Source organism: Streptomyces sp. NBC_01320, assembly GCF_035974375.1.
Taxonomy (GTDB): Bacteria; Actinomycetota; Actinomycetes; order Streptomycetales; family Streptomycetaceae; genus Streptomyces; species Streptomyces yanii.
Genome location: NZ_CP108390.1, coordinates 8,818,652 through 8,842,516, shown reverse-complemented (window position 1 = coordinate 8,842,516; position 23,865 = coordinate 8,818,652). Strand labels below are relative to the sequence as shown.

Sequence of the window (23,865 nt, the reverse complement as noted above, 5' to 3'; positions counted from 1 at the left end):
CCCCCTCACACCACGGTCGGGCCTGCAGGATCGAAGGAGACGACTCTCATGTCCAACGTCTCGCACACCCGCGCCGACATCACCAGCCACCCGGATGTTTCCGAAATGCGGGAGCGCTATGCCCGCATGCTGGGTGGTCGCGATGTGGCGCTCGTCGACGGACCGGTGTTCCTCGTCGGCCTCTACTGCGCCGTCTCGCCCTGGGTACTTCACTTCTCCGCAAGCCAGCCCACCCTCGTGCAGCACAACCTGATCATGGGAATCGCGATCGCGGTGCTGGGACTCGGGTTCACGGCGATGCCGGAACGGATGTACGGCCTGAGCTGGGCCATCTGCGCCATGGGCATCTGGATGATCGTCTCGCCGTGGGTCGTCGGCAGCAGCCCCGACAGGGGCGTCATCCTCAACAACGTCATCATCGGCGGTCTGACCCTACTGCTGGGGCTGGTCTGTGCCGGAGCGGCGGCGAAGAGCAATCGGACCTAGCGGGTCACTGAACGACGAAGGAGCGTGAGCTTTCGGCCGGTCCGCACGCAGCGGACCGGCCGAGACGCGACCGGGGAAGGTCCGCGGGGTGCCAGGTCCACCAGCAACTGTGCGCGGGCTACGCGCGCTCCGCGCCCACGATGCGCAGCGCCGCATCCGCCGTCGCCTCGGCGAACGCGGCCACCGGCCGTTCCGGTCCGGACCGGCGCACCAGGATCACGCCTTCGATCAGTCCGAAGACCAGGTCGGTCCGGAGTGCCAGTTCCTGCTCGTCCAGCGCTGCCCCCGCACGGGTCGCCGCCAGCAGCGTCCCATATGCCTCCTTCAGCTCCGCCCGCACCCGGTGGAACCCGGCGAACCGCTCGGCCTGCACCTCGGGCAGTACGTACAGCGCACCAAGGTTGTACGGCCCGCCGCACAGCAGCGCCACGTCCGAGCGGCAGAGCTCCCGGAGCCGTTCCTCGGCGGTCGCCGTGTCGTCGGTGAGCAGCTTCGCGGCGAGGGCCAGTGACGGGGTGACCGTGGACTCCAGGAGCTCCGCGAGGAGGTCCTCCTTGCCCGCGACGTAGTGGTACATCGTCGCCTGTCGCATGCCCGCCCGTTCGGCGACGGCCCGGGTGGTGGTCGCCGCGTATCCGCGGGTGGTGAACAACTCGGCGGCGGCGGTCAGCAGTTCCTCGCGCGCGGACATGCCGCTGTCCGCGCGCTGCTGCGCGCGCGGCCGACCGGCCCTTCTCCCGGTGGTGGACATGGGCCGATCGTCGCACATCCGCGCCCGCCCCGATCTTGGTGAGCGCTCAGTAACTCCTGTGCAACGGACGGGCGATGGGCCCGACGCGTCCGCACCCCAATTTCTGTCGCACGACAGAAACACGCGACCGGGACGCGCGGCGGGCGGGCGCGATCGGCACAGCCACGTCGAGCCGGACGGTCCAGCCATGGCGACAGCGACGACACACGGAGCCCGGGACCACGCCCGTGCGCAGCACGGCACCCGCACCGGGACCATGCCGGTGGTGCCCGCGAGCGACTGGCCCGCGGCCGCCCCCGCCACGCCCGTCCGGGCGGAGACCCTGGCAGGGGGCAACTACACGCACCGGGTGCTCGCCCGCGGCGCCGAACTCCGGCTCACCGATCTGGCATGCGACGCCTGCGCCCATCTGCTGCTGTACCTGGACGGGCGGCCCTGGGAGCGGCTCAACACCGCCGACACGGTCAAGGTCCAGTGGAACGCCTGTCTCGCCGACGGCACCTCGGTCCCCGGCTTCCTGTGCGAGCCCTACGCCCTGCGCGACGCCACGGACATCACGGCGCACGGCGGCCGGCGCGCCTACCTCGACCGCTGACCGGACACATGGTTGACGCCCTGCCGTTCCGCCTGTTCCACTGAGCGGATGCGTCCTCAGCTGCGGCTGGTCACCCGCGACCACATCGACTTCGGTCGAGTGTGGTCGGCCTCGTGTCGTCCCTGACTGCTCATACGTCAGCGCGTCAGCACCGTGCACCACCCGACCGGTTCATCACAGCAGGAGATGAGGCTTCGCCATGCCCGTCGAATTTCTCGGCATCGCAGCAACCAATGAAGGATCCGAGGTGACGCCCCGCTCCGGGGCGTCCTTCGACAAGGAATACACGCTCAAGCTGGCACGCGCGCATGAGGACCACGGCTGGGACCGGGTGCTCTTCGCCTACGGCTCGGGCTCCCCCGACCCGTCCCCGGCGGCCGCCTACATCGCGGCCCGCACGGACACCCTGCAGATCCTGGTCGCGCACCGGCCCAACGTCTCGTACCCGACGTTCGCCGCGAAGACCTTCGCCACCCTGGACCGGATAAGTGACGGCCGCCTCGCCGTGCACTTCATCACCGGCGGCAACGATCACGAGCAGCAGCGCGAGGGCGACTTCCTCACCAAGGACGAGCGGTACGCCCGCACCCGCGAGGCCATCCAGATCATCAAGAAGGCCTGGCTCTCGCACGAGCCCTTCGACCACGAGGGCACGCACTACCGCTTCAACGACTTCGTGAGCGACACCTTCCCCGTCCAACAGCCCCACCCACCTGTCTCGTTCGGGGGTTCCTCGCCGGCGGCCTACGCGGCAGGGGGCGCAGAGGCCGACATCTACTGCCTCTGGGGGGAGCCTCTCGCCGAGACCGCGGAGCAGATCGCCGCGGTCCGAGCGGCTGCCAAGGCGGCGGGACGCACCGACGTCCCGAAGATCCAGGTCGCCTTCCGCCCGATCATCGCACCGACCGAAGAACTCGCCTGGGAGAAGGCGCACCGGACGCTCGACCGGATCAAGGCCCGCAGGGCGGGCGCACCTTACGACCGCCGCCACCCGCTCCGGAACCCGGAGAACGCGGGCTCCCGACGGCTGCTCGCTGTCGCCGCCCAGGGCGAGCGCCACGACCGTGCGCTGTGGACGCCGACCGCCGCCGAGACCGGTGGCGCGGGCAACTCGACGGCTCTGGTGGGCACACCGGAGACGGTCGCACAGGCACTGCTGGACTACTACGACCTGGGTGTCGAAGTGCTGTCCGCCCGGGGCTACGACCTGCTCGACGACGCGATCGACTTCGGCCGGCATGTCATCCCGATCGTCCGGGAGGAAGTTGCCAAGCGGGACGCCACGCGCACGGGCGCCGCGTAACCGGGGGCCGCCCTCGGCCCCCGGTCCTCCTACGCCGGACAGGCCGGCACATGTTCTCGATCGGCGGACGGGCTGTATCTGCCCGGCAGATGCAGCCCGTCCGGCCGTCCGAGGACCGGAGCCCCGGGCAGAGCCCCGCCCGGCGGCGGAGCCGCACATCAGGTACGGCGGTAAGGGGCGGGCTCTGGCAGGACCGCCGCAGGCGCCCCACCCAAGGCCCGGTCAACCGAACCCGCCGCGCACACCCCGTCACCCCACCGAGCTGTACGCGACAACCCCCCGGAGCACCGCATCCGTTGCCTTGCGCGCAGTGCGCGCGACGGACCCGGCGCCCGCGCCCGGCGGCGCCGCGGCCGCGATCTGCCCCAGCACATCGATGACCTGCTTGCACCACCGTACGAAGTCCCCCGCGGGCATCTCCGCCTCGCGCAGCACCTCGTCCAGCGTGCGCCCCGACGCCCACATGTAGACGGCCCAGGCGAATCCGAGATCGGGTTCCCGCTGCCCGACCCCCTCCGCCTGGTTGATCTTGAAGTCCTCCTCCAGGGCATCGAGTCGTCCCCAGATACGGACCATCTCGGCCATCGCCGTCTTCGCGGGCCCGGACGGCAGCTTCGGCGCCACGGCGTCGTCCGCCTGCCGCGCCTCGTACACCAGCGCGGACACGCATGCGGCGAGCTCCGCCGGGTTCAGCCCTTCCCAGACCCCTGCCCGCAGGCACTCGCTGGCCAGCAGGTCCAGTTCGCCGTAGAGCCGGGCCAATCGCCGCCCGTGCTCGGTGACTTCATTGCCCCGCAGATAGTCGAGCTCGGTGAGGAGCGCCACGATCCGGTCGAAGGTGCGCGCGATCGTGTTCGTCCGCCCCTCGATCCGCCGCTCCAGCTGCTTCGTGTCCCGCTGCAGCCGGTGGTACCGCTCCGCCCACCGCGCATGGTCCTCGCGCTCGCTGCACCCATGGCACGGGTGGGCCCGCAACTCGGCCCGGTAGCGGGCGATCTGCTGGTCGTCCGCGGCCTCGGCCCGCCCCCTGCGGTGCCGCTCCGGCACGATGTGCCCTGCCTTGGTCCGCAGGGCCGACGCCAGATCGCGCCTCGACTGCGGCGACCGCGGGTTGAACGACTTCGGCACCCGCATCCGCTCCACCGCCTCGACCGGCACGGGGAAGTCGATCGACGCGAGCCGCTTGACCTGCCGCTCGGCGGTGAGCACCAACGGCCGCGGCCCGTCGTGGTATTCGAGCCCGCGATGCGTGTTGGCCCGCCCGGCGGGCAGCCCCGGGTCCAGCACCAGGGCCAGCCCGGCGAACTTCCCGGTCGGGACATGGATGACGTCGCCCGGCTTCAGCTTCTCCAACGACGCGGCTGCGGCGGCCCGGCGCTGTGACGCGCCGTGCTTGGCGAGCTCCGTCTCCCGGTCCTTGAGGTCACGGCGGAGCCGTGCGTACTCCTCGAAGTCACCGAGGTGGCAGGTCATGCCCTCGCGGTAGCCCTCGAGACCCTCCTCGTTCTTCTGCACCTGCCGGGAGATCCCGACGACCGAGCGGTCGGCCTGGAACTGGGCGAACGAGGTCTCCAGCAGTTCGCGCGACCGGTGCCGCCCGAACTGCTGCACCAGGTTCACGGCCATGTTGTAGGAGGGCCTGAAGCTGGACCGCAGCGGATACGTACGCGTACCCGCGAGCCCGGCGAGCGCCCCCGGGTCCATGCCGCGCTGCCACAGCACCACCGCATGGCCCTCGATGTCGATCCCCCGGCGCCCGGCACGCCCGGTCAGCTGGGTGTACTCGCCCGGGGTGATGTCGGCGTGCTGCTCGCCGTTCCACTTGACGAGCTTCTCCAGGACCACCGATCGGGCGGGCATGTTGATGCCGAGGGCGAGGGTCTCCGTCGCGAAGACCGCCTTGACGAGCCCGCGTACGAACAGTTCCTCGACGACCTCCTTGAAGGTCGGCAGCATGCCCGCGTGGTGCGCGGCGATGCCGCGCTCCAGACCTTCGAGCCACTCGTAGTAGCCGAGGACATGGAGATCCTCGGGTGGGATGGACGCGGTCCGCTCCTCGACGATCTCCCGCACCAGGCGGCGCTTGCTGTCGTCGTTGAGCCGCAGTCCGGCCTGCAGACACTGCTGCACGGCAGCCTCACAGCCGGCCCGGCTGAAGATGAACGTGATGGCGGGCAACAGACCTTCGGCGTCCAGCCGGTCGATGACCTCGGGCCTGGACGGGGTCCAGATCCGGCTGCGCTGGCGTCGCTCGCGCTCGCGGTCGGCCTCCCGCACCATCTTTCCGCGGCGGCGCTCGCGCGGGTTGTATCCGCGCTGGTTCTCCATGCGGGCGAGCCGGACGAGGTCGGGACTGACCTCGCGGCGGCCGACGCCGCGGCCGCCATGGTCGGTCTCCTCCTCGAAGAGGTCGTACATCCGGCGGCCGGCCAGGACATGCTGCCAGAGCGGCACGGGCCGGTTTTCGGAGACGATGACTTCGGTGTCACCGCGGACGGTGTCCAGCCAGTCGCCGAACTCCTCGGCGTTGGACACGGTCGCCGACAGCGACACCAGGGTCACCGAATCGGGCAGATGAATGATCACTTCTTCCCACACCGCGCCACGGAAGCGGTCGGAGAGGTAGTGCACCTCGTCCATCACCACATAGCCGAGGCCACGGAGCGCCTGGGAGCCCGCGTACAGCATGTTCCGCAGCACTTCGGTGGTCATGACGACCACGGGTGCGTCCCCGTTGACACTGTTGTCGCCGGTCAGCAGGCCGACCTTGTCCGCGCCGTAACGCTTGACCAGATCGGTGAACTTCTGGTTGGACAGGGCCTTGATGGGGGTGGTGTAGAAGCACTTGCGGCCCTGACGCAGCGCGAGATGCACGGCGAACTCGCCGACGATCGTCTTGCCCGACCCGGTCGGGGCCGCGACCAGCACCCCTTTACCCGCCTCCAGGGCCTTGCATGCATCGATCTGGAACGGGTCCAGACCGAACTCGTACAACTCGCGGAAGGGCGCGAGTGCCGTGGCCTGCTCGGCGGCGCGGATCCGGAAAGCCTGGTATCGCTCAGCTGGTGAGAGGTCCTCTGTCATCTTGGTTACGAGCCTACCCGTCACCTCCGACAGTCAGCGCGATCTTTAATTCACTGTGCAAGAACCCTGGCCGCGCCCGGCACACAGGCTGCGGTGAGCGGCAGGGCGCCGAGCGGTTCACCGTCCGCATACGCGGTGACACCGGCCGCGACCAGCTCGATCGACGAGACCCGATGCACGGTGACCTTGGGATGACCGAGGTGCGTTCCCTTGTAGACGCGGGGAAACACCTTGAGCAGGGTGGTACGGCTGCAGTCCCCGACGACGGTCACGTCGAAGAGCCCGTCGTCCATGACGGCGTCCGCACAGATCCGCATCCCGCCGCCGTACGTGGACCCGTTGCCCACGGCGATGAGCGTCGCCTCGATCTCCTGGACCGGTCCGCCGTCGAGCCTGATGCGGTACGGGATCGGCCTGAAGGCGGCGAGTTCGGCGAGGATCGCCAGGTCGTACTTGAACCGCCCGCCGACCCAGCGCATCCGGTTGCCCCGGTCGTTGACCCGGGAGTCGAAGCCGGAGGCGAGCACCGAACCGAACCATCGCTCCCCGACCCTGCCGAGGTCGATCTCCCGGATGCTGCCGCCCTTGAGCGCCTCGGCCGCGAGCCGTCCGGCGGCGGCCGGGTCCCGTATCGGCAGGCCGAGAGCGCGGGCAAAGTCGTTTCCGGTGCCGACGGCGACGACGCCGAGGGGTGTCATGGTCCCGGCGACGGCCTGGAGGGCGAGGGACATCATGCCGTCCCCGCCCACGGCCATCAGCGCACCGGTCCCGCCCGCGACGGCCTCACGGGCCCGCCGCAGCGCGTCGTCGGCGTCCTCGCCCAGCACCGTGCGTACGGAGAATCCTGCGGCCCGCAACGCGGAAGCGGCCGGCTGCGCGGCGCGCGCGCCCCGGCCGCGTCCTGCGGTGGGATTGACGAAGAGGGTGATCTCGCTGGTCACCCGGGGGACCCTACAAGGTCAGGTGATGTCGTCGTAACCGTTCACCCGGTCACGGTCCGGCCCCGCTTGTGCGGGCAGCGACCCGCCCGTCGACACCGATTCGATCTCACCGATGTCCTCGGGGGTCAGATCCAGCTCCGACGCCTCGTCATCACCAGGTCCCTCCGCCGCGCGCCGTGCCTTGCGGCGGTCGTTGAGGAGCGAGAGCGCCGTGGCACAGAAGTACAGGACCCAGATCGGCCCGGCGAGGGCCAGCATGGTGAGCGGGTCCGTACTGGGCGTGGCCAGGGCGGCGAAGACCGTGATTCCCATGATCATCCCGCGCCACCAGCCGAGCATCCGCTTGCCGGTGATGACCCCGCCGAGGTTCAGCATGACGAGCAGCAGCGGCAGCTCGAAGGAGAGCCCGAAGACCACCACCATGCGCGTGATCAGGTCCAGCAGGTCATCGAGCGGCAGCTGGTTGTCCAGGCCGGCCGGCGAGAAGTCCAGCAGGACCTTGGCCATCGTCGGCAGCGTCTTGTACGCGAAGAAGCCACCGGCGAGGAAGAGCGGGAAGCCCGCGCCGACGAAGGCGAGCGAGTACTTCTTCTCGTGCCTGTGCAGACCGGGGGCGATGAACGCCCACAGCTGGTAGAGCCAGATCGGCGACGAAAGAACGACGCCCGCCATGAGGGAGACCTTGAGCGCAAGGGTGAACGGTGTCAGCAGACCGTTCAGGACGATGCGCGCACAGGTGCCGTCCTCCTTCTTTGCGAGTTCGGCGAAGCTCGACTCGCAACCGACCGCCTTCAGCACCGGATCGGTGAAGAACTCGATGATCCCCTTGTAGAAGAACGCGGCGACGATCGTGACGACGACGATCGCCAGCAGAGCCTTCGCCAGCCGGTTACGCAGCTCTCGCAGGTGCTCCACCAGGGGCATGCGGCCCTCTGGGTCCGTCTCCTGCTTGCGGGCAGACTTGAGCAACCCACGTCCTCATCTCGTGCAGCAGGCCGTCACCATCACGGCGCCTGCGTCGGCCCGGTTGTCAGCGGTTGGTCGAGTCGGTCGGCTCGGCAACCGGACGCGAGCTCGTCACATCGCCGGGCGCGGCCTTGATGGTGCGCGGGGCGGTCTGGTCCTGGGCGGCATCGTTCGGCGGGTCCGCGGGGGTGGCTGTCGCGGCACCCTCGGACTTCATGGCCTTGGCCTCGCTCTTGAGGATGCGGGCCGACTTGCCGAGCGAGCGAGCCATGTCAGGAAGCTTCTTCGCGCCGAACAGCAGAACAATGACGACGAGGATCAGGATGATCTCGGGAGCGCCGAGCCTTCCGAACATATGCGTGTACCTTCTCACCGAGGCAGCAGGGGTGGGGCTGATCGAGCGTCGGACAGACGTCCGATCTTCGTACTGTCAGCGATCGTATCCCGCAGGAGTAAACGCAGGGCAATACCCATGCATCCTTGCGATTACGGCCCACGCCTCGCTCTCAGGGCCGCCACCAGCAGCGTACCCTCCGAACCTGAGAAACAGGAGGCCCCGCCCGCCACGATCGACCGGTCCGGCTCACAGCTTCCTGGCCCGTGTCAGCGCAATGCCTCGCCGGTGGCGGCGAGATCGGTTGCGGCCCGTTCGAGATCCTCGGCCGCCCGGTTGATGCGCCGAGTGGTCTGGGTCACCTGTCGCCCCAGGCGCTGGGCCTCGACGAACACCTTGACGGCCAGCACGCCGAGGACGGCGATCCCGAGGAATCCCAGGGCGATGGCGAGCATGGGCCAGAACATGCGCAGAGCCTCGATGTTGTCTAGGTGTCACAGGAGTCGGGTGTCCGTGAGTCAGGGGTTCTGAAAGCTGGTGTGGAGGCGCAGCGTCCGCACGCCCCCACCCGTGAGGAGTTCCACTATCCGCTCCCCGGCGGGCTTGCGGACGGCTGCGCCGCACTCGGGGCAGGTGAACGAGTAGAACGTGGTGCGCCGGCTGGAGCCGATGGCGAGGCGCAGGGCACCCGCCGCGAGCTCGAAGCGCCCGCGGCAGTCCGGGCAGGCCGCCTTGAACCGTACGGACTCCGGAACCACCACAGTTGAGATACCCGACATCACAGACATATTGCTCATATCCCCTCAGGTATCCACTCAGGCAGGGCCGTCGTAGGCGGCGAGCGCTGCCCGCGCCGCCTGCTGCGCGCTCTGCGCCAGCTCCGGCGGGGCGACGATGCGCCCTTCCCCGCCGAGCCGCAGCGCAAGCCTGCGCAGCGACGCCGGATCGGGCGTGCGCAAGGTGATCCGCATTCCGCCGTCGGCCAGTTCCTCCGCGCTGTCGTGCGGGTAGTACTCGGCGACCCACCGGCCACCGGGCCCGACCTCGATCACCACCTCGGGGTCCTCGGCCGCCGGTTGCACCAGCCCCTCGGACAGGTCCCGCAGTTCCAGCTCCGGCGGTGCGGACGGCTCGTCCAGCAGCCGGATCTCGGCGACCCGGTCGAGCCGGAACGTACGTCGGTCCTCGGAGGACCTGCACCAGGCCTCCATGTACGTATGCCCCACGGCGAACAGCCGGATCGGGTCCACCTCGCGCTCGGTGAGCTCGTCGCGCGCGGGTGAGTAGTACCGCAGCCAGAGCCGGCGCCGCTCCGAGATCGCCCGGTCGACATCGGCGAAGACGCCACCCTCGGACTCGAAGGTGACCGAGAGCCGGGAGCTCGCCGCCCCGACCTCACCGGCCGCCGTCTCCAGCTTGGCGGTGGCCCGCAGCAGTGCCTGCCGGTCGCTCTCCCGCAGCCCCGGCAGCGTCGCCACGGCGCGCGCCGCGACCAGCAGGGCCGTCGCCTCGTCCGCCGCGAGCCGCAGCGGCTCCGCCACGTCGTCCGGGTTGTGCCACCAGATCCGGTCGCCGTCGGTGTCGATGTCCAGCAGATCGCCGCCGCGGAAGCTCGTCCCGCACATGGGCAGGACGTCGAGGTCCGAGATCAGCTCGTCCTCGGTGATCCCGAAGGCCCGGGCCACGTCCTGCACATGCGCGCCGGGGCGCTCCCTCAGATACGTCACGAGGGACAGCATCCGGCGCGTCTGGTCGATCGCGTTCGTCGCCATGAATACGGTCCCTCCTCAGTCCTTGGCCACGGCGCGCAGCCGGTCCACCACATCGGCCCGCAGATCCGCGGGTTCCTGCACGACCACGTCCGGGCCGAATTCGACGAGCCAGGCGTCGAGACCGTGTCCGTACGGAATCTCCAACTCTTCCCAGCCGTCGCCGAGTTCCCGCACCGATATCGCCCGCGAGCGCAGCGGGTATCCGGAGCCGGACCGCAGCCGGATCAGCGCGGTCCGGGTCGCCGTCTCCCCCGCCCAGCTCTCGACGGTCTCCCGGACGGTCACCACGTCGGGCACCTCGGCGGTGAACGCCCCGGCCCGCGAACGGACCCGGCCGGTGATCCGGGACAGGCGGAACACCCGCTCGGCACGACGGTCACGGTCCCAGCCGGCCAGATACCAGTGACCTCGCCAGCACTCGAGCGTCCAGGGCTCGACCTGGCGCTGCTCCGGGCGGGCGGCATTGGCCTTGCGGTAGTCGAAGGTGACCGGTCGGCGGTCCCGGCACGCCAGCATCAACGGCTCGAACGCTGCCTCATGGACCGGGATACGGGGTTCGAGGGCACTGTGCACCTCGTACGCGTCCTCGGCCTCCGGCATCCCGGCGGCCCGCAGCTTCTGCAACGCACCACTGGCCGCGCCCGCGAGCCGGGCCTGCTGCCACACCTTTGCCGCCAGCCCCAGCGCCGCGGCCTCCTCGGCGTCCAGCGTGATCGGCGGCAGCCGGTTGCTGTCCCGGCGAGCCAGATAGCCGATGTCGCCGTCCAGGTTCTCCACGGTCTCGATGACCAGACCGAGCTCGCGCAGATCGTCCTTGTCCCGCTCGAACATACGGTTGAAGGCTTCGTCGGAGCCCGCTTCCAGATAGGCCTCGATGGAACCGCGCAGCTCGCGCTTGCTGAGCGGGCGCCGGGTCCCCAGCAGGCACAGCGCCAGGTTCATCAGCCGCTCGGCCTTGGCAATCGCCATCGGCGCCCTTTCTCTACATGCTCTACGACCCTCGACCGTACCGCTCCGGAGTGTCCGGACAAAAGCGAGGAGGGTGCTGAAGATCTCGGCGCGCGAGAGCGGCCAAGATCTTCAGCACCCTCCTCGGGCCCACGCTCCACGGAACGAGGGCCCGTGCAGTCCGGCACGGGCCCTCGTGATGTGTCCGCGGGACGGATCAGACGGCGACCAGGTCGCAGACGAAGATCAGCGTCTCGCCGGGGGCGATACGGCCGCCGGCGCCGCGGTCACCGTACGCGAGGTGCGCGGGGATGGTCAGCTGGCGACGGCCGCCGACCTTCATGCCCTGCACGCCCTGGTCCCAGCCGGAGATGACCTGACCGACGCCGAGCTGGAACTGCAGCGGGGTGCCACGGTTCCACGAGGCGTCGAACTCCTCGCCGGTGGAGAAGGCCACGCCCACGTAGTGGACCTTGACCATGTCGCCGGCCTTGGCGACCGCACCGTCGCCCTCCCAGATGTCCTTGATCTCCAGGTCGGCCGGCGGCTCGCCGCCCGGGAAGTCGATCTCGGGCTTCTCGATGCTCACTGAACTGCTCCTCCACATGAATAACTGGGCAACCGGGACAGTCTTACATCTTTGCCAGCAGGTCCACGGCGAAGACCAGCGTGGCGTTGGCGGGGATGGACTGCTGCGCCTTGTCGCCGAAGGCCTGGTCCGGCGGGATGACCAGCAGGACACGGCTGCCGATCTTCTTGCCGATCAGACCGTTCTTCAGCCCCTTGAGGGTCACCTGGGCCAGCGGGAAGGTCTGGGTCTTGCCCGTGGCGTACGTGCTGTCGAACGTCTTTCCGTCCTTCCACAGCAGGCCCACGTAGTTCACGACGACGCTGTCGGTCTCCTTGATGACCTCACCCTTGGACTCCAGGATGTAATTGGAGACCAGCTTCGTCGGCGGGTCGGTCTTTTCCGGGATCTTGACCGTCGGAGCCTTGCCGTCGGTGTTGGTGCCCACCTTCGGCAGGTCGACGTTGTCCTGGGCGACCGCAGTGCCCTTGGCCGACGCCGGGATGTGCGTCGCCTTCAGGATGTCCACGACGAAGACGAGGGTGGCGTTCGGCTTGATGTCGCCCTGCCCCTGCGCGCCGTAACCGAGGTCCGGCGGGATGACGATCTGGACGCGGCTGCCGACCTTCTTCCCGAGGAGCCCCTGGTCCCAGCCCTTGATGACCATGCCGGCACCGAGGGTCAGATCGAACGGCTGCTTACGGTCGAAACTGTTGTCGAACGGCTTCGTGGAGTCCCACGCCTGTCCGAGGTAGTTGACCTGGATCGCGTCGCCGTTCTTCAGCGCCGCGCCCTTTCCCTCACTGACGACACGCGTCTTCAGATCCTTGGGAGGCTCGCCCTCTCCCTTGGACAGGGTGGGCTTCTCGCCGAACTTCGCACCCGCGGTGATCGCGGGGAATGCGTTCTTCGAGGCGGAGGCTGAAGCGGAGTCGGATCCCTTGTCGTCGCCGCCGCACGCCGCTGTCAGCAGCAGCAGGGGGACAACGAGAAGGCCGGCAAGTCGGCGCACTGGTTCCTCAGATCTCAGACGACACAGTTGGTTGGGTCCCCGACACTCTAGGGCGTGCACAGGGCCCCGTACGAGGACGTACGGGGCCCGAGTCGCACAAGAGCCGAGGCGCGTCCTGCGCCGGCTCACATACCCGCGATCAGCTTCTCCACTCGATCGTCCACGGAACGGAACGGGTCCTTGCACAACACCGTGCGCTGCGCCTGGTCGTTGAGCTTGAGGTGGACCCAGTCGACGGTGAAGTCCCGCCGCTGCTCCTGGGCCCTTCGGATGAAGTCACCGCGCAGCCGCGCCCGGGTGGTCTGCGGGGGCACGGACTTGCCCTCGAAGATCTTCAGGTCGTTGCAGATGCGGGCGGCCTGCCCCTTGCGCTCCAGCAGGTAGTACAGCCCGCGCCGCCGGTGGATGTCGTGGTAGGCGAGGTCTATCTGGGCGACCCGCGGATGCGACATCGTCATGTTGTGCTTGGCCCGGTACCGCTCGATGAGCTTGTATTTCATCACCCAGTCGATCTCGGTCCCGATCCGGTCGAGGTCCTCGGTCTCGATCGCGTCGAGCGTACGGCCCCACAGCTCCAGGACCTGTTCGACGGTGCCGGTGCGGATGCCGCGGCGGTCGACGAAGTCCACGGCCTTCTCGTAGTACTCCCGCTGCACCTCGATGGCGGACGCCTCGCGGCCGCTGGCGAGGCGCACCTTGCGCTGTCCCGTGATGTCGTGACTGACCTCACGGATCGCCCGGATCGGGTTCTCCAGCGTCAGATCACGCATCACCGTGCCCGCTTCGATCATGCGGAGCACCAGGTCCGTCGCACCGACCTTGAGCAGCATCGTCGTCTCGGACATGTTGGAGTCACCGACGATGACATGGAGGCGGCGGTACCGCTCCGCGTCCGCGTGCGGCTCGTCGCGGGTGTTGATGATCGGACGGGAGCGCGTCGTCGCGGAGCTGACGCCTTCCCAGATGTGCTCGGCACGCTGGCTGACGCAGTAGACCGCGCCGCGCGGGGTCTGCAGCACCTTGCCCGCGCCACAGAGCAGCTGCCTCGTGACGAGGAAGGGAATGAGGATGTCCGCGAGCCGGGAGAATTCTCCGTGCCGCGCCACGAGGTAGTTCTCGTGGCACCCGTAGGAGTTTCCCGCCGAATCGGTGTTGTTCTTGAAGAGATAGACGTCGCCCGCGATTCCCTCCTCGTGCAGGCGGCGTTCGGCGTCGACAAGCAGGCCTTCGAGAATGCGCTCGCCGGCCTTGTCGTGGGTGACCAGCTCGGTCAGATTGTCGCATTCGGGGGTTGCATATTCCGGATGCGATCCCACGTCGAGGTAGAGGCGGGCGCCGTTCCGCAGAAAGACATTGCTGCTGCGGCCCCATGACACGACACGGCGGAAGAGGTAGCGCGCCACTTCGTCAGGAGACAGTCGGCGCTGTCCCCTGAACGTGCATGTGACGCCGTACTCGTTCTCCAGCCCGAAAATGCGGCGGTCCATGACTGAACATTACGCCTGATGGCCCGAGCTGAAACCGGGTTGGACAGCACCGTTTCGATCATTTTCCGATACCTGCACGGAAACGTCCGTACGCCCGGGAACTACGAGGACCTTTCCCGTCGCCAGCAGTACCATCAGTGCGGCCACTCCACCGGCCCCCGCGACGGCGAAGCTCCACGCCGTACCGCCCAGCTCGACGGCCGGGCCCGCCACGGCCGTTCCCGCCGCCGCGCCCACCCCGAACGTCGTCACGAGCCAGGAGAACGCCTCCGTCACCGTGCCCCGCGGAGCATGCCGGTCCACCACGATGAACGAGCACGCGATCGCCGGCGCCAGGAACACCCCGGCGAGCGCGGCCAGGGCGGTCATCGCCACCACACCGGGTGTCAGCATCAGCGGCAGATAGCCGAGGGCCAGCAGCGCGACGATGACCCGCAGCCGGCGTTCCGGCGCCCCGGCCCACTGACGTGCTCCGTACACCGCCCCACCGATCAGCGCGCCGAGGCCGAGCGCGGCCATCAGCCAGCCGTAGACCGCCTCCCGGCCGTGGTCGTCGGCGTACGCGACGCCCGCCACCGTGATCGAGCCCAGCGCGAGCCCGACGAAGAAGAAGGAACCGAGAAGCGCCAGCAGCCCCGGCGAGCGCAGCGCGCCCAGCCAGTGCGCCTCGCGGGGCGCCGAGCGCCAGGTGCGGGAGGGCTCCGACACCACCACGGAGAGCGCGCCCAGCACTCCTATGGTGTTGATGACGAGCAGCGCGGCGGCGGGCGACCAGAGCGAGACCAGCACCGTCACCAGCAGCGGGCCCACGGTGAACATGACCTCCTGGGCCACGGCGTCCATGGCGTACGCCCGGTGCACCCGGTCCTCCCTCCCCAGGACCGTCGGCCACAGCGCCCGCAGGCCGCCCTCCAGCGGCGGCGTGAACACCCCTGCCACGATCACGGCCCCGTACGCCAGCGGAAGCGATCCGAGGCCCACCAGAGCCAGCAGGAACATGCCCAGCGCGGAGACGACGGACGCGGGGAGCTGGACGCGCGGCTGGCCGTACAGGTCCACCGCCCGGCCCAGCAGGGGCTGCCCGACCGCCGTGGCCAGGCCGTACACCGCCGCGAGTGCCCCCGCGAGGGTGTAGCTGCCGCCCTCGGCCCGGGTGAACAGGACGATCGCGATGTGGGCGGTACCGCTCGGCAGCCGCCCCACCAGCGTGCCGATCAGCAGCCGTGCGGCGTGCCGCGCCCGGAGGATGTCCAGATATCCCGCGGCCATGTCCGCCCCTCTCCCCCGAGGGCCTTCCGGACACCTGAGGTTTTACGTATAACGTCGAGCTTCATACGTACCATGTGCCCTGTCCTCAGGTCCACCTCACCGCCCGCACCAGCACCACACCCGCCCAGCCCGGAGGTCCCTCGTGACCAGCGCATCCCAGCCCGCCCCGGCCCGGCCCACCAGCCGCGACGTCGCACGGGCCGCAGGCGTCTCACAGGCCACCGTCTCGCTCGTCCTCGGCGGCAAATGGCGCGGCAGGGTCTCCGAGGCGACCGCCGAGCGGGTCCGCGCCGCCACCCAGGACCTCGGCTACCGGCCCAATCTCGCCGCCCGCAGCCTCCGCCTCGGCCGCACCAGGACCGCGCTGCTGGTGGTCCCGGCGCTCACCAACGAATTCTTCGCGCGTGTCTACACCGGCGCCGCCGCCGTCGCCGCCGAACACGACTTCGGGGTCGTCCTCTACCCCTCCCCCGACGGCACGGGTCCGGCCAGGGACCCCTTCGCCTCCGCCCGCGCCGCCCTCGACGGGGTCATCGCCTCGTCCATGGCCGCCGATGCCCTCGACGCCCTGCGCGGCGCCGACCTGCCTCTGGTCATGCTGGACAGCGACCCCGCGGACACCGGCGTCGCGGCCCGGGTCAACCTCGACATCGCCGACGGCATGCGACAGGTGACGGACCATCTGCTCACTCTCGGCCACCGCCGCTTCCTGCACCTGGCGTCGGCCATCGACTCCTGGACCTTCGCCGTTCGCGCCGGGGCCGTCCACGACACCTTGCGGGCCGTGCCCGGCGCCTCCGTACGGACCGTTCCGGCGGCGCTCGACGTACGGGCCGGCCGGGAAGCCACGGAACACGCTCTGGCCGCCCCCGGCCCCCGGCCGACCGCGATCATCTGCGACGACGACATCCTCGCCGCGGGCGCCTGCAAGGCCGCCCGTCGACTCGGCCTGCGGGTCCCCGACGACCTCTCCGTCACCGGCTTCGACGACCTGGCTCTGGCGACCGCCGTCGAACCCGAACTCACCACCGTTCAGCTCCCCGCCGAGCAGGTCGGCGAGCGCGGCATGACCGCCCTCCTGTCCGTGCTCGACGGCTGTCCGGCCGAACCCGGCAGCCTGCCGGTGCACCTGGTCGTCCGCGGCTCCTCCGGGCCCCCGCCCCGTTCATGACGATGCCCCGGCCCGCCGCGAACGGTGGACCGGGGCACGACGACATCCGGCAGGACTACTCCTCGGACGACTCCGGGGATGCCGGCGGCTCCGCGGACTCGGCAGCCCCCGACGACTTCGTGACATCGGTGGGAGCCTCGCCCCCCTCGCCGTCCTCCAGGTCCGACGGGGCATCCGTCGGCGTGGCCCCGCCGTCGGCCTCCAGCAGCCGCGCCAGCTGCCGCCCGACGATCCGCTTGAACTTCCGCTGCTGAGGCCGCGTACGGTCCAGGACCGCCACCTCGAGCCGCTCCGCGGGAATCTCCCGCTCGCTCCCGTTGGGATCACGGGACAGTGCCTGCACAGCCAGCTTGAGCGCCTCCGCCAGCGTCATTCCGTCCCGGTGGCGCTGGTCCAGGAACGTGCTGATCTGTTCCGCATTGCCGCCCACCGCGACCGAGCCGTGCTCGTCCACGATCGAGCCGTCGTGCGGCAGCCGGTAGATCTGATCACCCTCGGGCTCGGCGCCCACCTCGGCGACCACCAGCTCCACCTCGTACGGCTTCTCCGCCGCACTGGAGAAAATGGTGCCCAGGGTCTGCGCATAGACGTTGGCCAGCCCACGGGCCGTCACATCATCGCGGTCGTAGGTATATCCGCGGAGATCGGCGTAACGGACGCCGCCGATGCGCAGATTCTCGTACTCGTTGTACTTACCGGCGGCGGCGAAACCGATCCGGTCATAGATCTCGCTGAACTTGTGCAGCGCACGGGACGGGTTCTCGCCGACGAACACAATGCCGTCGGCGTACTGCAGCACAACCAGGCTGCGACCACGGGCAATGCCCTTCCGGGCGTATTCCGCCCGGTCGGCCATGGCCTGCTGAGGTGAGACATAGAACGGCGTCGACACCGGCTATCCGTCCCTTTCTGTCAGTGACGAGTGCATCGAAGAAGCCCCGGGATCCGGATCAGAGCAGCGCGGCGCGCGGGCCGTCGGGCTGTTCCATCCGGCGCTCCAGGACCGACCGCGCGATGTCGGAGGATTCCGCATCGGCGAGCCTCCGGAAGCCCTCGTCGGTGATGACGGTGACGATCGGATAGATCCGCCGGGCCACATCGGGACCGCCGGTCGCCGAGTCGTCGTCCGCTGCGTCGTACAGCGCCTGCACGACCAGGGTGAGCGCCTCCTGCTCCGTCAGGTCCTCGCGGTAGAGCTTCTTCATCGACCCGCGGGCGAAGATCGATCCGGAGCCGGTGGACGCGTAGCCCTGCTCCTCGGAGCGGCCACCGGTGACGTCGTACGAGAAGATGCGGCCCTTCTCGCGGTCGACATCGAAGCCGGCGAAGAGCGGAACCACGGCGAGGCCCTGCATGGCCATGGCCAGATTGCTGCGGATCATCGTGGAGAGCCGGTTCGCCTTGCCCTCCAGGGAGAGCTGGGCCCCCTCGACCTTCTCGAAGTGCTCGAGTTCCAGTTGGAAGAGCTTGACCATCTCCACGGCGAGGCCGGCCGTACCGGCGATGCCCACCGCCGAGTACTCGTCGGCCGGGAAGACCTTCTCGATGTCGCGCTGCGCGATCATGTTGCCCATGGTCGCCCGCCGGTCGCCGGCGAGCACCACACCACCGGCGAACGTCGCGGCGACGATGGTCGTCCCGTGCGGCGCCTCGATCGCCCCCTGCAGGGGCGGCAGCTGCCGGTTGCCCGGGAGCATCTCGGGAGAGTGGTCGGACAGGAAGTCCATGAACGAAGAGGATCCCGGCGTCAGGAAGGCAGCTGGTAGACGCCCGGTGCTACGAGTGTTGGCTTCCACGCGTTTCCCTCCAGGTATGCGATGGCCCTGCGCAAGGTGTCAGGATCATCCCCCAACTTGCCGATGGCCGAATTGCAGTTGATGCGGTTACGCCACGGACCCTACCCGCCCCGTGGCGGTGATCCACATGCACGGCGGAGGCAGCTGTGCCCGCGCGGCACGGGATGGCCTTCTCCCGTACCGCGCGCGCCGCACCATTCCCCGGTCGTTCACATCGGTGAACTACTGTCCACCCTTCTGAACGAATGAACGGACGAAGTCCTCTGCATTCTCTTCGAGGACGTCATCGATCTCGTCCAGCACCGAGTCGACGTCGTCGCTCAGCTTCTCCTGCCGCTCCTTGAGGTCTTCGGAGGCCTGCGCGTCCTGCGCCTGCTCCTCGACCTCCTCGGTGGAGCGTGTCGCCTTCTGCTGTCCGCCGCCGGTGTCCTTGGTCGCCATATAGCTCACCCCGCTCGGTTCGAAGCACTTGATCAGACCCTACCTACGGGGTCCGACATCGGCCCGGTACTTGTCCATACGCCCGGGGTCATCTCGATGATTCCCGGATCGCGGCCATTTCAGCCGCCCGAGAGCACCCGGACCAGCTCTTCCGCCGTGCGACAGCGGTCCAGGAGCTCCTTGACGTGGTTACGTGTCCCCCGGAGCGGTTCCAGGGTGGGGACCCGCTGCAGAGAGTCATGACCGGGCAGGTCGAAGATCACCGAGTCCCAGGAGGCCGCGGCGACATCGTCCGCGTACTGCTCCAGGCAGCGGCCGCGGAAGTACGCCCTGGTGTCCTCAGGGGGCTTCGTACGGGCCTCCTCGACCTCGCGCTCGTCCAGGAGGCGTTTCATCTTCCCGCGGGCCGCGAGACGGTTGTAGAGGCCCTTCTCGGGCCTCACATCCGCGTACTGGAGGTCCACCAGGTGCAGCCGGGCCGCGTCCCAGTCCAGGCCGTCGCGGCGCCGGTAACCCTCCATGAGCTCCCGCTTGGCGATCCAGTCGAGCTCGCCCGACAGGCTCATCGGATCGTTCTCCAGCCGGTTGAGGGTGTCCTCCCAGCGGATCAGGATGTCCTTGGTCTGCTCGTCGGCGTCCGCCCCGTACCGTTCCTCGACGTATTTGCGGCCCAGCTCGAAGTACTCCATCTGGAGCTGCACCGCGGTGAGTGTCCGGCCGCTGCGGAGCGTGATCAGATGCTGCAGGGTCGGGTCGTGGGAGACCTGGTGCAGGGTGCGCACCGGCTGATCGACGGCCAGATCGACATTGATGAAGCCGTCCTCGATCATGGACAGGACGAGCGCCGTGGTGCCGAGCTTCAGATAGGTGGAGATCTCCGACAGATTCGCGTCACCGATGATCACATGGAGACGGCGGTACTTCTCGGCGTCGGCGTGGGGTTCGTCGCGGGTGTTGATGATGGGGCGCTTGAGGGTCGTTTCGAGTCCGACCTCGACCTCGAAGTAGTCCGCCCGCTGGCTGATCTGGAAGCCGTGCTCGTGGCCGTCCTGGCCGATTCCCACGCGGCCCGCGCCGGTGACGACCTGGCGGGAGACGAAGAACGGGGTCAGGTGGCGCACGATGTCGGAGAAGGGGGTCTCCCGCTTCATCAGGTAGTTCTCGTGCGTGCCGTACGAGGCGCCCTTGTTGTCGGTGTTGTTCTTGTAGAGGTGGATCGGCTGGGCGCCGGGGAGCTGGGCCGCGCGCTCGGCGGCCTCGGCCATGACGCGTTCGCCGGCCTTGTCCCACAGGACGGCGTCCCGCGGGTTGGTGATCTCCGGCGAGCTGTACTCGGGGTGTGCATGGTCGACGTAGAGCCGGGCACCGTTGGTGAGGATGACATTGGCGAGGCCGATGTCCTCGTCGGTGAGCTGGCTGGAGTCGGCGGTTTCGCGGGCGAGGTCGAAGCCTCGCGCGTCGCGCAGCGGATTCTCCTCCTCGAAGTCCCAGCGGGCGCGTCGCGCCCGGTGCATCGCCGCCGCGTAGGCGTTGACGATCTGGGACGAGGTGAGCATGGCATTGGCGTTGGGGTGTCCGGGCACGGAGATGCCGTACTCCGTCTCGATGCCCATTACTCGCCGTACGGTCATGCGGCCCTCCTTGCCCGGCGGCGTTCCCTTCCGGGATCGGCGCTCAAGTACCGCTGCTTGTCCGGTGCGTGTGCGGTGCCCGTCCCCGCACTGCGCGACTGGGCGGTACGGAAGAGCCTAGAGCGCCTCTGCGCTGGTGGGGAGATCAATTACGTCATTGCTCCGGTGTCGTGGGAGCTGTCCGGAAAGCAACCGGCTGCGGATGCCCGGCCGGGCATCCGCAGCCTGTCTGCGTTCTACAGGTACTGCCCGGTGTTTGCCACCGTGTCGATGGAGCGACCGGTGTCTGCGCCCTGCTTTCCGGTGACAAGGGTACGGATGAAGACGATCCGCTCGCCCTTCTTGCCGGAGATCCTGGCCCAGTCGTCGGGGTTGGTGGTGTTGGGAAGGTCCTCGTTCTCCTTGAACTCGTCCACGCACGCCTGGAGGAGATGGGAGACGCGAAGGCCCTTCTGGCCCTGGTCGAGGAAGGCCTTGATGGCCATCTTCTTGGCCCGGTCGACGATGTTCTGGATCATCGCGCCGGAGTTGAAGTCCTTGAAGTACAGGACTTCCTTGTCGCCGTTGGCGTACGTGACTTCGAGGAAGCGGTTCTCCTCGGACTCGGTGTACATCCGCTCGACGACGGACTGGATCATGGCGTGAGCTGCGGCTTCCTTGGAACCCGTGTGCTCGGCGAGATCGTCGGCGTGCAGCGGCAGCGAAGGCGTGAGGTACTTCCCGAAGATGTCCTTCGCCGCCTCCGCGTCCGGACGCTCGATCTTGATCTTCACATCGAGACGGCCGGGACGCAGGATCGCGGGATCGATCATGTCCTCGCGGTTGGAGGCGCCGATCACGATGACGTTCTCCAGGCCCTCCACGCCGTCGATCTCGGCGAGCAGCTGGGGGACGATGGTGTTCTCCACGTCCGAGCTGACGCCGGATCCGCGGGTGCGGAAGAGGGATTCCATCTCGTCGAAGAAGACGATGACGGGGGTACCCTCGCCGGCCTTTTCGCGGGCCCGCTGGAAGACGAGACGGATGTGCCGCTCGGTCTCACCGACATACTTGTTGAGGAGCTCCGGACCCTTGATGTTGAGGAAGTAGCTCTTTCCGGCGGGCTGGCCGGTGACTTCCGCGACCTTTTTGGCGAGGGAGTTGGCGACGGCCTTGGCAATGAGTGTCTTGCCGCAGCCGGGCGGACCGTAGAGCAGGATGCCCTTCGGCGGCCGCAGTTCGTGCTCCTTGAAAAGGTCGGGGTGGAGGTAGGGCAGCTCGACCGCGTCCCGGATCAGCTCGATCTGGTCGCCCAGGCCGCCGATCTTGTCGTAGTCGATGTCCGGAACCTCTTCGAGGACGAGCTCCTCGACCTCGCTCTTCGGGACCACTTCGTAGACGTAACCGGACCTGGGTTCGAGCAGGAGCGCGTCGCCGGGCCGGATGTTGATGTCGAGGAGCGGTTCGGCGAGCCGTACCACTCGTTCCTCGTCGGTGTGCCCGATGACCAGGGCGCGCTCGCCGTCCTCAAGAATCTCCTTGAGGGTGACGATGTCCCCGGCCCGCTCGAATTCCATGGCCTCGACCACGTTGAGCGCTTCGTTGAGCATGACTTCCTGGCCGCGCCGGAGGTCGTCGATCTCGACACTGGGACTGACGTTCACCCGGAGCTTGCGGCCCCCGGTGAAGATGTCGCAGGTGCCGTCCTCGTTGCCCTGCAGAAAGACTCCGAAGCCGGCCGGCGGCTGTGCGAGCCGGTCGACTTCCTCCTTGAGGGCCACGATCTGGTCGCGGGCCTCGCGCAGGGTGTTGGCGAGCCGCTCGTTCTGTGCGGACACGCCTGCGAGGTTCGTCTGCAACTCGACGATCCGCTCTTCGAGAATCCTCGTATGGCGCGGAGAGTCGGCGAGCTTACGTCGCAGGACGGCGATTTCCTGCTCAAGATAGGCGACCTGGCCGGCTGGGTCTTCGGACCCCCGCCCGGGCCGGATGCCGCGGTTGATGTCGTCGTCGTGGGCTGCCACGGTCCTCACCTCCTCCAAGGGGAGCTGGACGCTTCCTGACCCTACCTGGGTGGGTGATGATTGAAACCCCTAGATCACAAAGACTGCGGGGCGTGTCCGATCTTCACCCTTGCGCTCTCCCTCACGCCAGGGGAATACCCACCGTTCAACATCGGAAAGCGGCCGGTTGTATCGTCGAACCGGTCAACACCCGTCAGGGCTGGCTTTTTTTGGTTCGGAAACGCAGGGAACGGCAGGAGAAATGACCGTGCAGCAGGACGCTCCCACCGGCAGCGACACGCAGGACCTGGAGGTCTGGATCGACCAGGACCTCTGCACGGGAGACGGGATCTGTGTGCAGTACGCCCCCGAGGTCTTCGAGCTGGACATCGACGGTCTGGCGTACGTGAAGAGCGGCGACGACGAGCTGCTGCAGGACAAGGGGGCGACGACACCCGTTCCGCTTCCGCTGCTTCAGGACGTGGTCGATTCGGCCAAGGAGTGCCCGGGCGACTGCATTCATGTACGTCGCGTTTCGGACAGGGTCGAGGTCTACGGCCCCGACGCAGCCTGATCCGTCGGCTCCGGCCGCCGGGTATGGGAAGTGACCGGTCAGGCGCTGTTCGCTTCGCTCTGCACGGCGCGGACGAAGGCGCCGTTCCGCCACTGCCAGGTCACCTTTTCCTGCTGGTCGGGACAGCAGCGCGGGGTCTCGGGCGAGGAGTAGCCGAGGAGCGTGGCGGAGATGATTCCGTCACGCACGGTGAAGTCGCCGATGCTCATCTTCTGGGTGGGGTCCACCAGGGTCGCAACGACCCGGGGTGCGGCCCCGCTTCCCTGAGTGAGGACGTAGACACCGCTCGGCGGGGTGCCGGATCCGGCCGCGCAGTGGACCACGGCGACGGTTTCCGGCCGGTCGTCGCCGTCGAGGTCACCGGCGACCTGCTTGGCGACGGTGCTCCCCACCGTCCCGCAGTCCAGCGGGAAGGTCGCCCGGGCCGGATCGGGGGCGGCCGCGGGCGCGGTGCCGTGCTGTGTGGCGGTGCGGTGCGGGGTCGAGGCCGAGGCGGTGGCGGCATCGGGCTGGAGCATGCCCGCTGCCGCGACGACGGCGGCCATGGCGGTCGCGGTCACGAGCCACTGCATCGGCCTGGTGTCGGTGTGCGCGAGGTCCGGGAGCTCGGAGGTCTGCACGCGGGATGTCTCCTGTGGTTCCTGTGGTGCGGCGATGCCGGGAAGGCGGGGCGTCAGCCGTGGGGTGGGGGTGGCCAGCATCGTGCCACACCTCACAGGGCAGTGGAACGGTGGGGTCGGTCCGGATTCGGATT

General features: G+C 68.7%; 24 protein-coding genes and 2 pseudogenes. 6 read left to right on the top strand and 20 right to left on the bottom strand.

All coding sequences use genetic code 11. From position 1 onward, the window contains the following. Positions 1-48: 48 nt before the first annotated feature. Positions 49-486: an SPW repeat protein gene (locus OG395_RS40170; RefSeq protein WP_327247313.1), complete on the top strand. Its 438-nt coding sequence runs from the start codon at positions 49-51 to the stop codon at positions 484-486. 118 nt (positions 487-604) lie between these two features. On the opposite strand, the gene OG395_RS40165 is transcribed toward OG395_RS40170, so the two are convergent. Beyond that, positions 605-1,237 carry a TetR/AcrR family transcriptional regulator gene (locus OG395_RS40165; protein ID WP_327247312.1) on the bottom strand — a complete coding sequence of 211 codons (633 nt, stop codon included), beginning with the start codon at positions 1,235-1,237 and terminating at the stop codon, positions 605-607. A gap of 187 nt (positions 1,238-1,424) precedes the next feature. Here OG395_RS40165 and OG395_RS58535 point away from each other — a divergent pair. From OG395_RS58535 to OG395_RS40155, 3 genes and pseudogenes are all read left to right on the top strand, one after another. Further along, positions 1,425-1,736 (top strand): annotated as a pseudogene (locus OG395_RS58535) (DUF1989 domain-containing protein); the annotation flags it as partial. Then, positions 1,737-1,832: pseudogene (locus OG395_RS58530) on the top strand (allophanate hydrolase-related protein); the annotation flags it as partial. It abuts the pseudogene before it with no gap. A 199-nt stretch (positions 1,833-2,031) separates the two neighbouring features. Further along, on the top strand, positions 2,032-3,135 hold the full coding sequence (locus tag OG395_RS40155; protein WP_327247310.1) for an LLM class flavin-dependent oxidoreductase: 1,104 nt from the start codon (positions 2,032-2,034) through the stop codon (positions 3,133-3,135). A gap of 249 nt (positions 3,136-3,384) precedes the next feature. On the opposite strand, the gene OG395_RS40150 is transcribed toward OG395_RS40155, so the two are convergent. The 12 genes from OG395_RS40150 to OG395_RS40095 form a co-directional block, all read right to left on the bottom strand. Further along, positions 3,385-6,219 carry a DEAD/DEAH box helicase gene (locus tag OG395_RS40150; protein WP_327247309.1) on the bottom strand — a complete coding sequence of 945 codons (2,835 nt, stop codon included), beginning with the start codon at positions 6,217-6,219 and terminating at the stop codon, positions 3,385-3,387. Positions 6,220-6,269: 50 nt separating this feature from the next. Beyond that, a complete protein-coding gene (locus OG395_RS40145; RefSeq protein WP_327247308.1) occupies positions 6,270-7,160 on the bottom strand; it encodes a diacylglycerol kinase in 891 nt (296 codons plus the stop codon). A gap of 18 nt (positions 7,161-7,178) precedes the next feature. Beyond that, complete coding sequence (gene tatC, locus OG395_RS40140; protein WP_327247307.1) at positions 7,179-8,129, bottom strand: twin-arginine translocase subunit TatC; 951 nt, start codon at positions 8,127-8,129, stop codon at positions 7,179-7,181. A 61-nt stretch (positions 8,130-8,190) separates the two neighbouring features. After that, complete coding sequence (gene tatA / locus OG395_RS40135; RefSeq protein ID WP_327247306.1) at positions 8,191-8,481, bottom strand: Sec-independent protein translocase subunit TatA; 291 nt, start codon at positions 8,479-8,481, stop codon at positions 8,191-8,193. Positions 8,482-8,729: 248 nt separating this feature from the next. Next, entirely contained in the window at positions 8,730-8,927 is a 198-nt protein-coding gene (locus tag OG395_RS40130) for a hypothetical protein (RefSeq protein WP_327247305.1), read from the bottom strand. Positions 8,928-8,978: 51 nt separating this feature from the next. Further along, entirely contained in the window at positions 8,979-9,257 is a 279-nt protein-coding gene (locus tag OG395_RS40125; protein ID WP_442818644.1) for a hypothetical protein, read from the bottom strand. 18 nt (positions 9,258-9,275) lie between these two features. Beyond that, entirely contained in the window at positions 9,276-10,232 is a 957-nt protein-coding gene (locus OG395_RS40120; RefSeq protein WP_327247304.1) for a helix-turn-helix transcriptional regulator, read from the bottom strand. A 15-nt stretch (positions 10,233-10,247) separates the two neighbouring features. Further along, positions 10,248-11,201, bottom strand: a complete 954-nt coding sequence (locus tag OG395_RS40115; protein WP_266987640.1) for a helix-turn-helix transcriptional regulator — start codon at positions 11,199-11,201, stop codon at positions 10,248-10,250. A gap of 196 nt (positions 11,202-11,397) precedes the next feature. Next, complete coding sequence (locus OG395_RS40110) at positions 11,398-11,769, bottom strand: FKBP-type peptidyl-prolyl cis-trans isomerase (RefSeq protein WP_266987638.1); 372 nt, start codon at positions 11,767-11,769, stop codon at positions 11,398-11,400. 43 nt (positions 11,770-11,812) lie between these two features. Then, the gene (locus OG395_RS40105) at positions 11,813-12,760 is read right to left on the bottom strand and encodes an FKBP-type peptidyl-prolyl cis-trans isomerase (protein WP_327247303.1); all 948 of its coding nucleotides are present in this window, start codon (positions 12,758-12,760) and stop codon (positions 11,813-11,815) included. A gap of 125 nt (positions 12,761-12,885) precedes the next feature. Continuing rightward, the gene (gene pafA / locus OG395_RS40100; RefSeq protein ID WP_266987634.1) at positions 12,886-14,247 is read right to left on the bottom strand and encodes a Pup--protein ligase; all 1,362 of its coding nucleotides are present in this window, start codon (positions 14,245-14,247) and stop codon (positions 12,886-12,888) included. Between the two features lie 9 nt (positions 14,248-14,256). After that, complete coding sequence (locus OG395_RS40095) at positions 14,257-15,516, bottom strand: MFS transporter (RefSeq protein ID WP_327247302.1); 1,260 nt, start codon at positions 15,514-15,516, stop codon at positions 14,257-14,259. Between the two features lie 142 nt (positions 15,517-15,658). On the opposite strand from OG395_RS40095, the gene OG395_RS40090 reads away from it, so the two are divergent. Beyond that, positions 15,659-16,687, top strand: a complete 1,029-nt coding sequence (locus tag OG395_RS40090; RefSeq protein WP_327247301.1) for a LacI family DNA-binding transcriptional regulator — start codon at positions 15,659-15,661, stop codon at positions 16,685-16,687. Between the two features lie 55 nt (positions 16,688-16,742). Here the strand turns inward: OG395_RS40090 and prcA are convergent, their stop codons facing one another. The 6 genes from prcA to arc form a co-directional block, all read right to left on the bottom strand. Continuing rightward, complete coding sequence (gene prcA, locus OG395_RS40085) at positions 16,743-17,579, bottom strand: proteasome subunit alpha (RefSeq protein ID WP_327247300.1); 837 nt, start codon at positions 17,577-17,579, stop codon at positions 16,743-16,745. A 58-nt stretch (positions 17,580-17,637) separates the two neighbouring features. Next, positions 17,638-18,483 (bottom strand): proteasome subunit beta, encoded by an 846-nt coding sequence (gene prcB, locus OG395_RS40080; protein WP_327247299.1) that lies wholly within the window; start codon positions 18,481-18,483, stop codon positions 17,638-17,640. Then, positions 18,435-18,539 (bottom strand): hypothetical protein, encoded by a 105-nt coding sequence (locus OG395_RS58525; RefSeq protein WP_376344573.1) that lies wholly within the window; start codon positions 18,537-18,539, stop codon positions 18,435-18,437. Before OG395_RS58525 ends, prcB begins: the two co-directional genes overlap by 49 nt. A gap of 166 nt (positions 18,540-18,705) precedes the next feature. Further along, on the bottom strand, positions 18,706-18,924 hold the full coding sequence (locus tag OG395_RS40070) for a ubiquitin-like protein Pup (RefSeq protein ID WP_016325855.1): 219 nt from the start codon (positions 18,922-18,924) through the stop codon (positions 18,706-18,708). A 119-nt stretch (positions 18,925-19,043) separates the two neighbouring features. Beyond that, complete coding sequence (gene dop, locus OG395_RS40065) at positions 19,044-20,555, bottom strand: depupylase/deamidase Dop (protein WP_327247298.1); 1,512 nt, start codon at positions 20,553-20,555, stop codon at positions 19,044-19,046. Positions 20,556-20,791: 236 nt separating this feature from the next. Next, on the bottom strand, positions 20,792-22,558 hold the full coding sequence (arc, locus tag OG395_RS40060; protein WP_327247297.1) for a proteasome ATPase: 1,767 nt from the start codon (positions 22,556-22,558) through the stop codon (positions 20,792-20,794). A gap of 241 nt (positions 22,559-22,799) precedes the next feature. Between arc and OG395_RS40055 the strand changes: the two genes are divergently transcribed. After that, positions 22,800-23,111, top strand: a complete 312-nt coding sequence (locus OG395_RS40055) for a ferredoxin (protein WP_327247296.1) — start codon at positions 22,800-22,802, stop codon at positions 23,109-23,111. Between the two features lie 38 nt (positions 23,112-23,149). On the opposite strand, the gene OG395_RS40050 is transcribed toward OG395_RS40055, so the two are convergent. Then, positions 23,150-23,731, bottom strand: a complete 582-nt coding sequence (locus OG395_RS40050; protein WP_327249610.1) for a hypothetical protein — start codon at positions 23,729-23,731, stop codon at positions 23,150-23,152. Positions 23,732-23,865 lie beyond the last annotated feature (134 nt).

Coding starts and splice junctions, on each gene's coding strand:
- OG395_RS40170 (WP_327247313.1), top strand. CDS start 49: ATGTCCAACGTCTCGCACACCCGCGCCGACATCACCAGCCACCCGGAT.
- OG395_RS40165 (WP_327247312.1), bottom strand. CDS start 1,237: ATGTCCACCACCGGGAGAAGGGCCGGTCGGCCGCGCGCGCAGCAGCGC.
- OG395_RS40155 (WP_327247310.1), top strand. CDS start 2,032: ATGCCCGTCGAATTTCTCGGCATCGCAGCAACCAATGAAGGATCCGAG.
- OG395_RS40150 (WP_327247309.1), bottom strand. CDS start 6,219: ATGACAGAGGACCTCTCACCAGCTGAGCGATACCAGGCTTTCCGGATC.
- tatA (WP_327247306.1), bottom strand. CDS start 8,481: ATGTTCGGAAGGCTCGGCGCTCCCGAGATCATCCTGATCCTCGTCGTC.
- OG395_RS40130 (WP_327247305.1), bottom strand. CDS start 8,927: ATGTTCTGGCCCATGCTCGCCATCGCCCTGGGATTCCTCGGGATCGCC.
- OG395_RS40125 (WP_442818644.1), bottom strand. CDS start 9,257: ATGAGCAATATGTCTGTGATGTCGGGTATCTCAACTGTGGTGGTTCCG.
- OG395_RS40120 (WP_327247304.1), bottom strand. CDS start 10,232: ATGGCGACGAACGCGATCGACCAGACGCGCCGGATGCTGTCCCTCGTG.
- OG395_RS40115 (WP_266987640.1), bottom strand. CDS start 11,201: ATGGCGATTGCCAAGGCCGAGCGGCTGATGAACCTGGCGCTGTGCCTG.
- pafA (WP_266987634.1), bottom strand. CDS start 14,247: ATGGACCGCCGCATTTTCGGGCTGGAGAACGAGTACGGCGTCACATGC.
- OG395_RS40095 (WP_327247302.1), bottom strand. CDS start 15,516: ATGGCCGCGGGATATCTGGACATCCTCCGGGCGCGGCACGCCGCACGG.
- OG395_RS40070 (WP_016325855.1), bottom strand. CDS start 18,924: ATGGCGACCAAGGACACCGGCGGCGGACAGCAGAAGGCGACACGCTCC.
- dop (WP_327247298.1), bottom strand. CDS start 20,555: ATGACCGTACGGCGAGTAATGGGCATCGAGACGGAGTACGGCATCTCC.
- OG395_RS40055 (WP_327247296.1), top strand. CDS start 22,800: ATGACCGTGCAGCAGGACGCTCCCACCGGCAGCGACACGCAGGACCTG.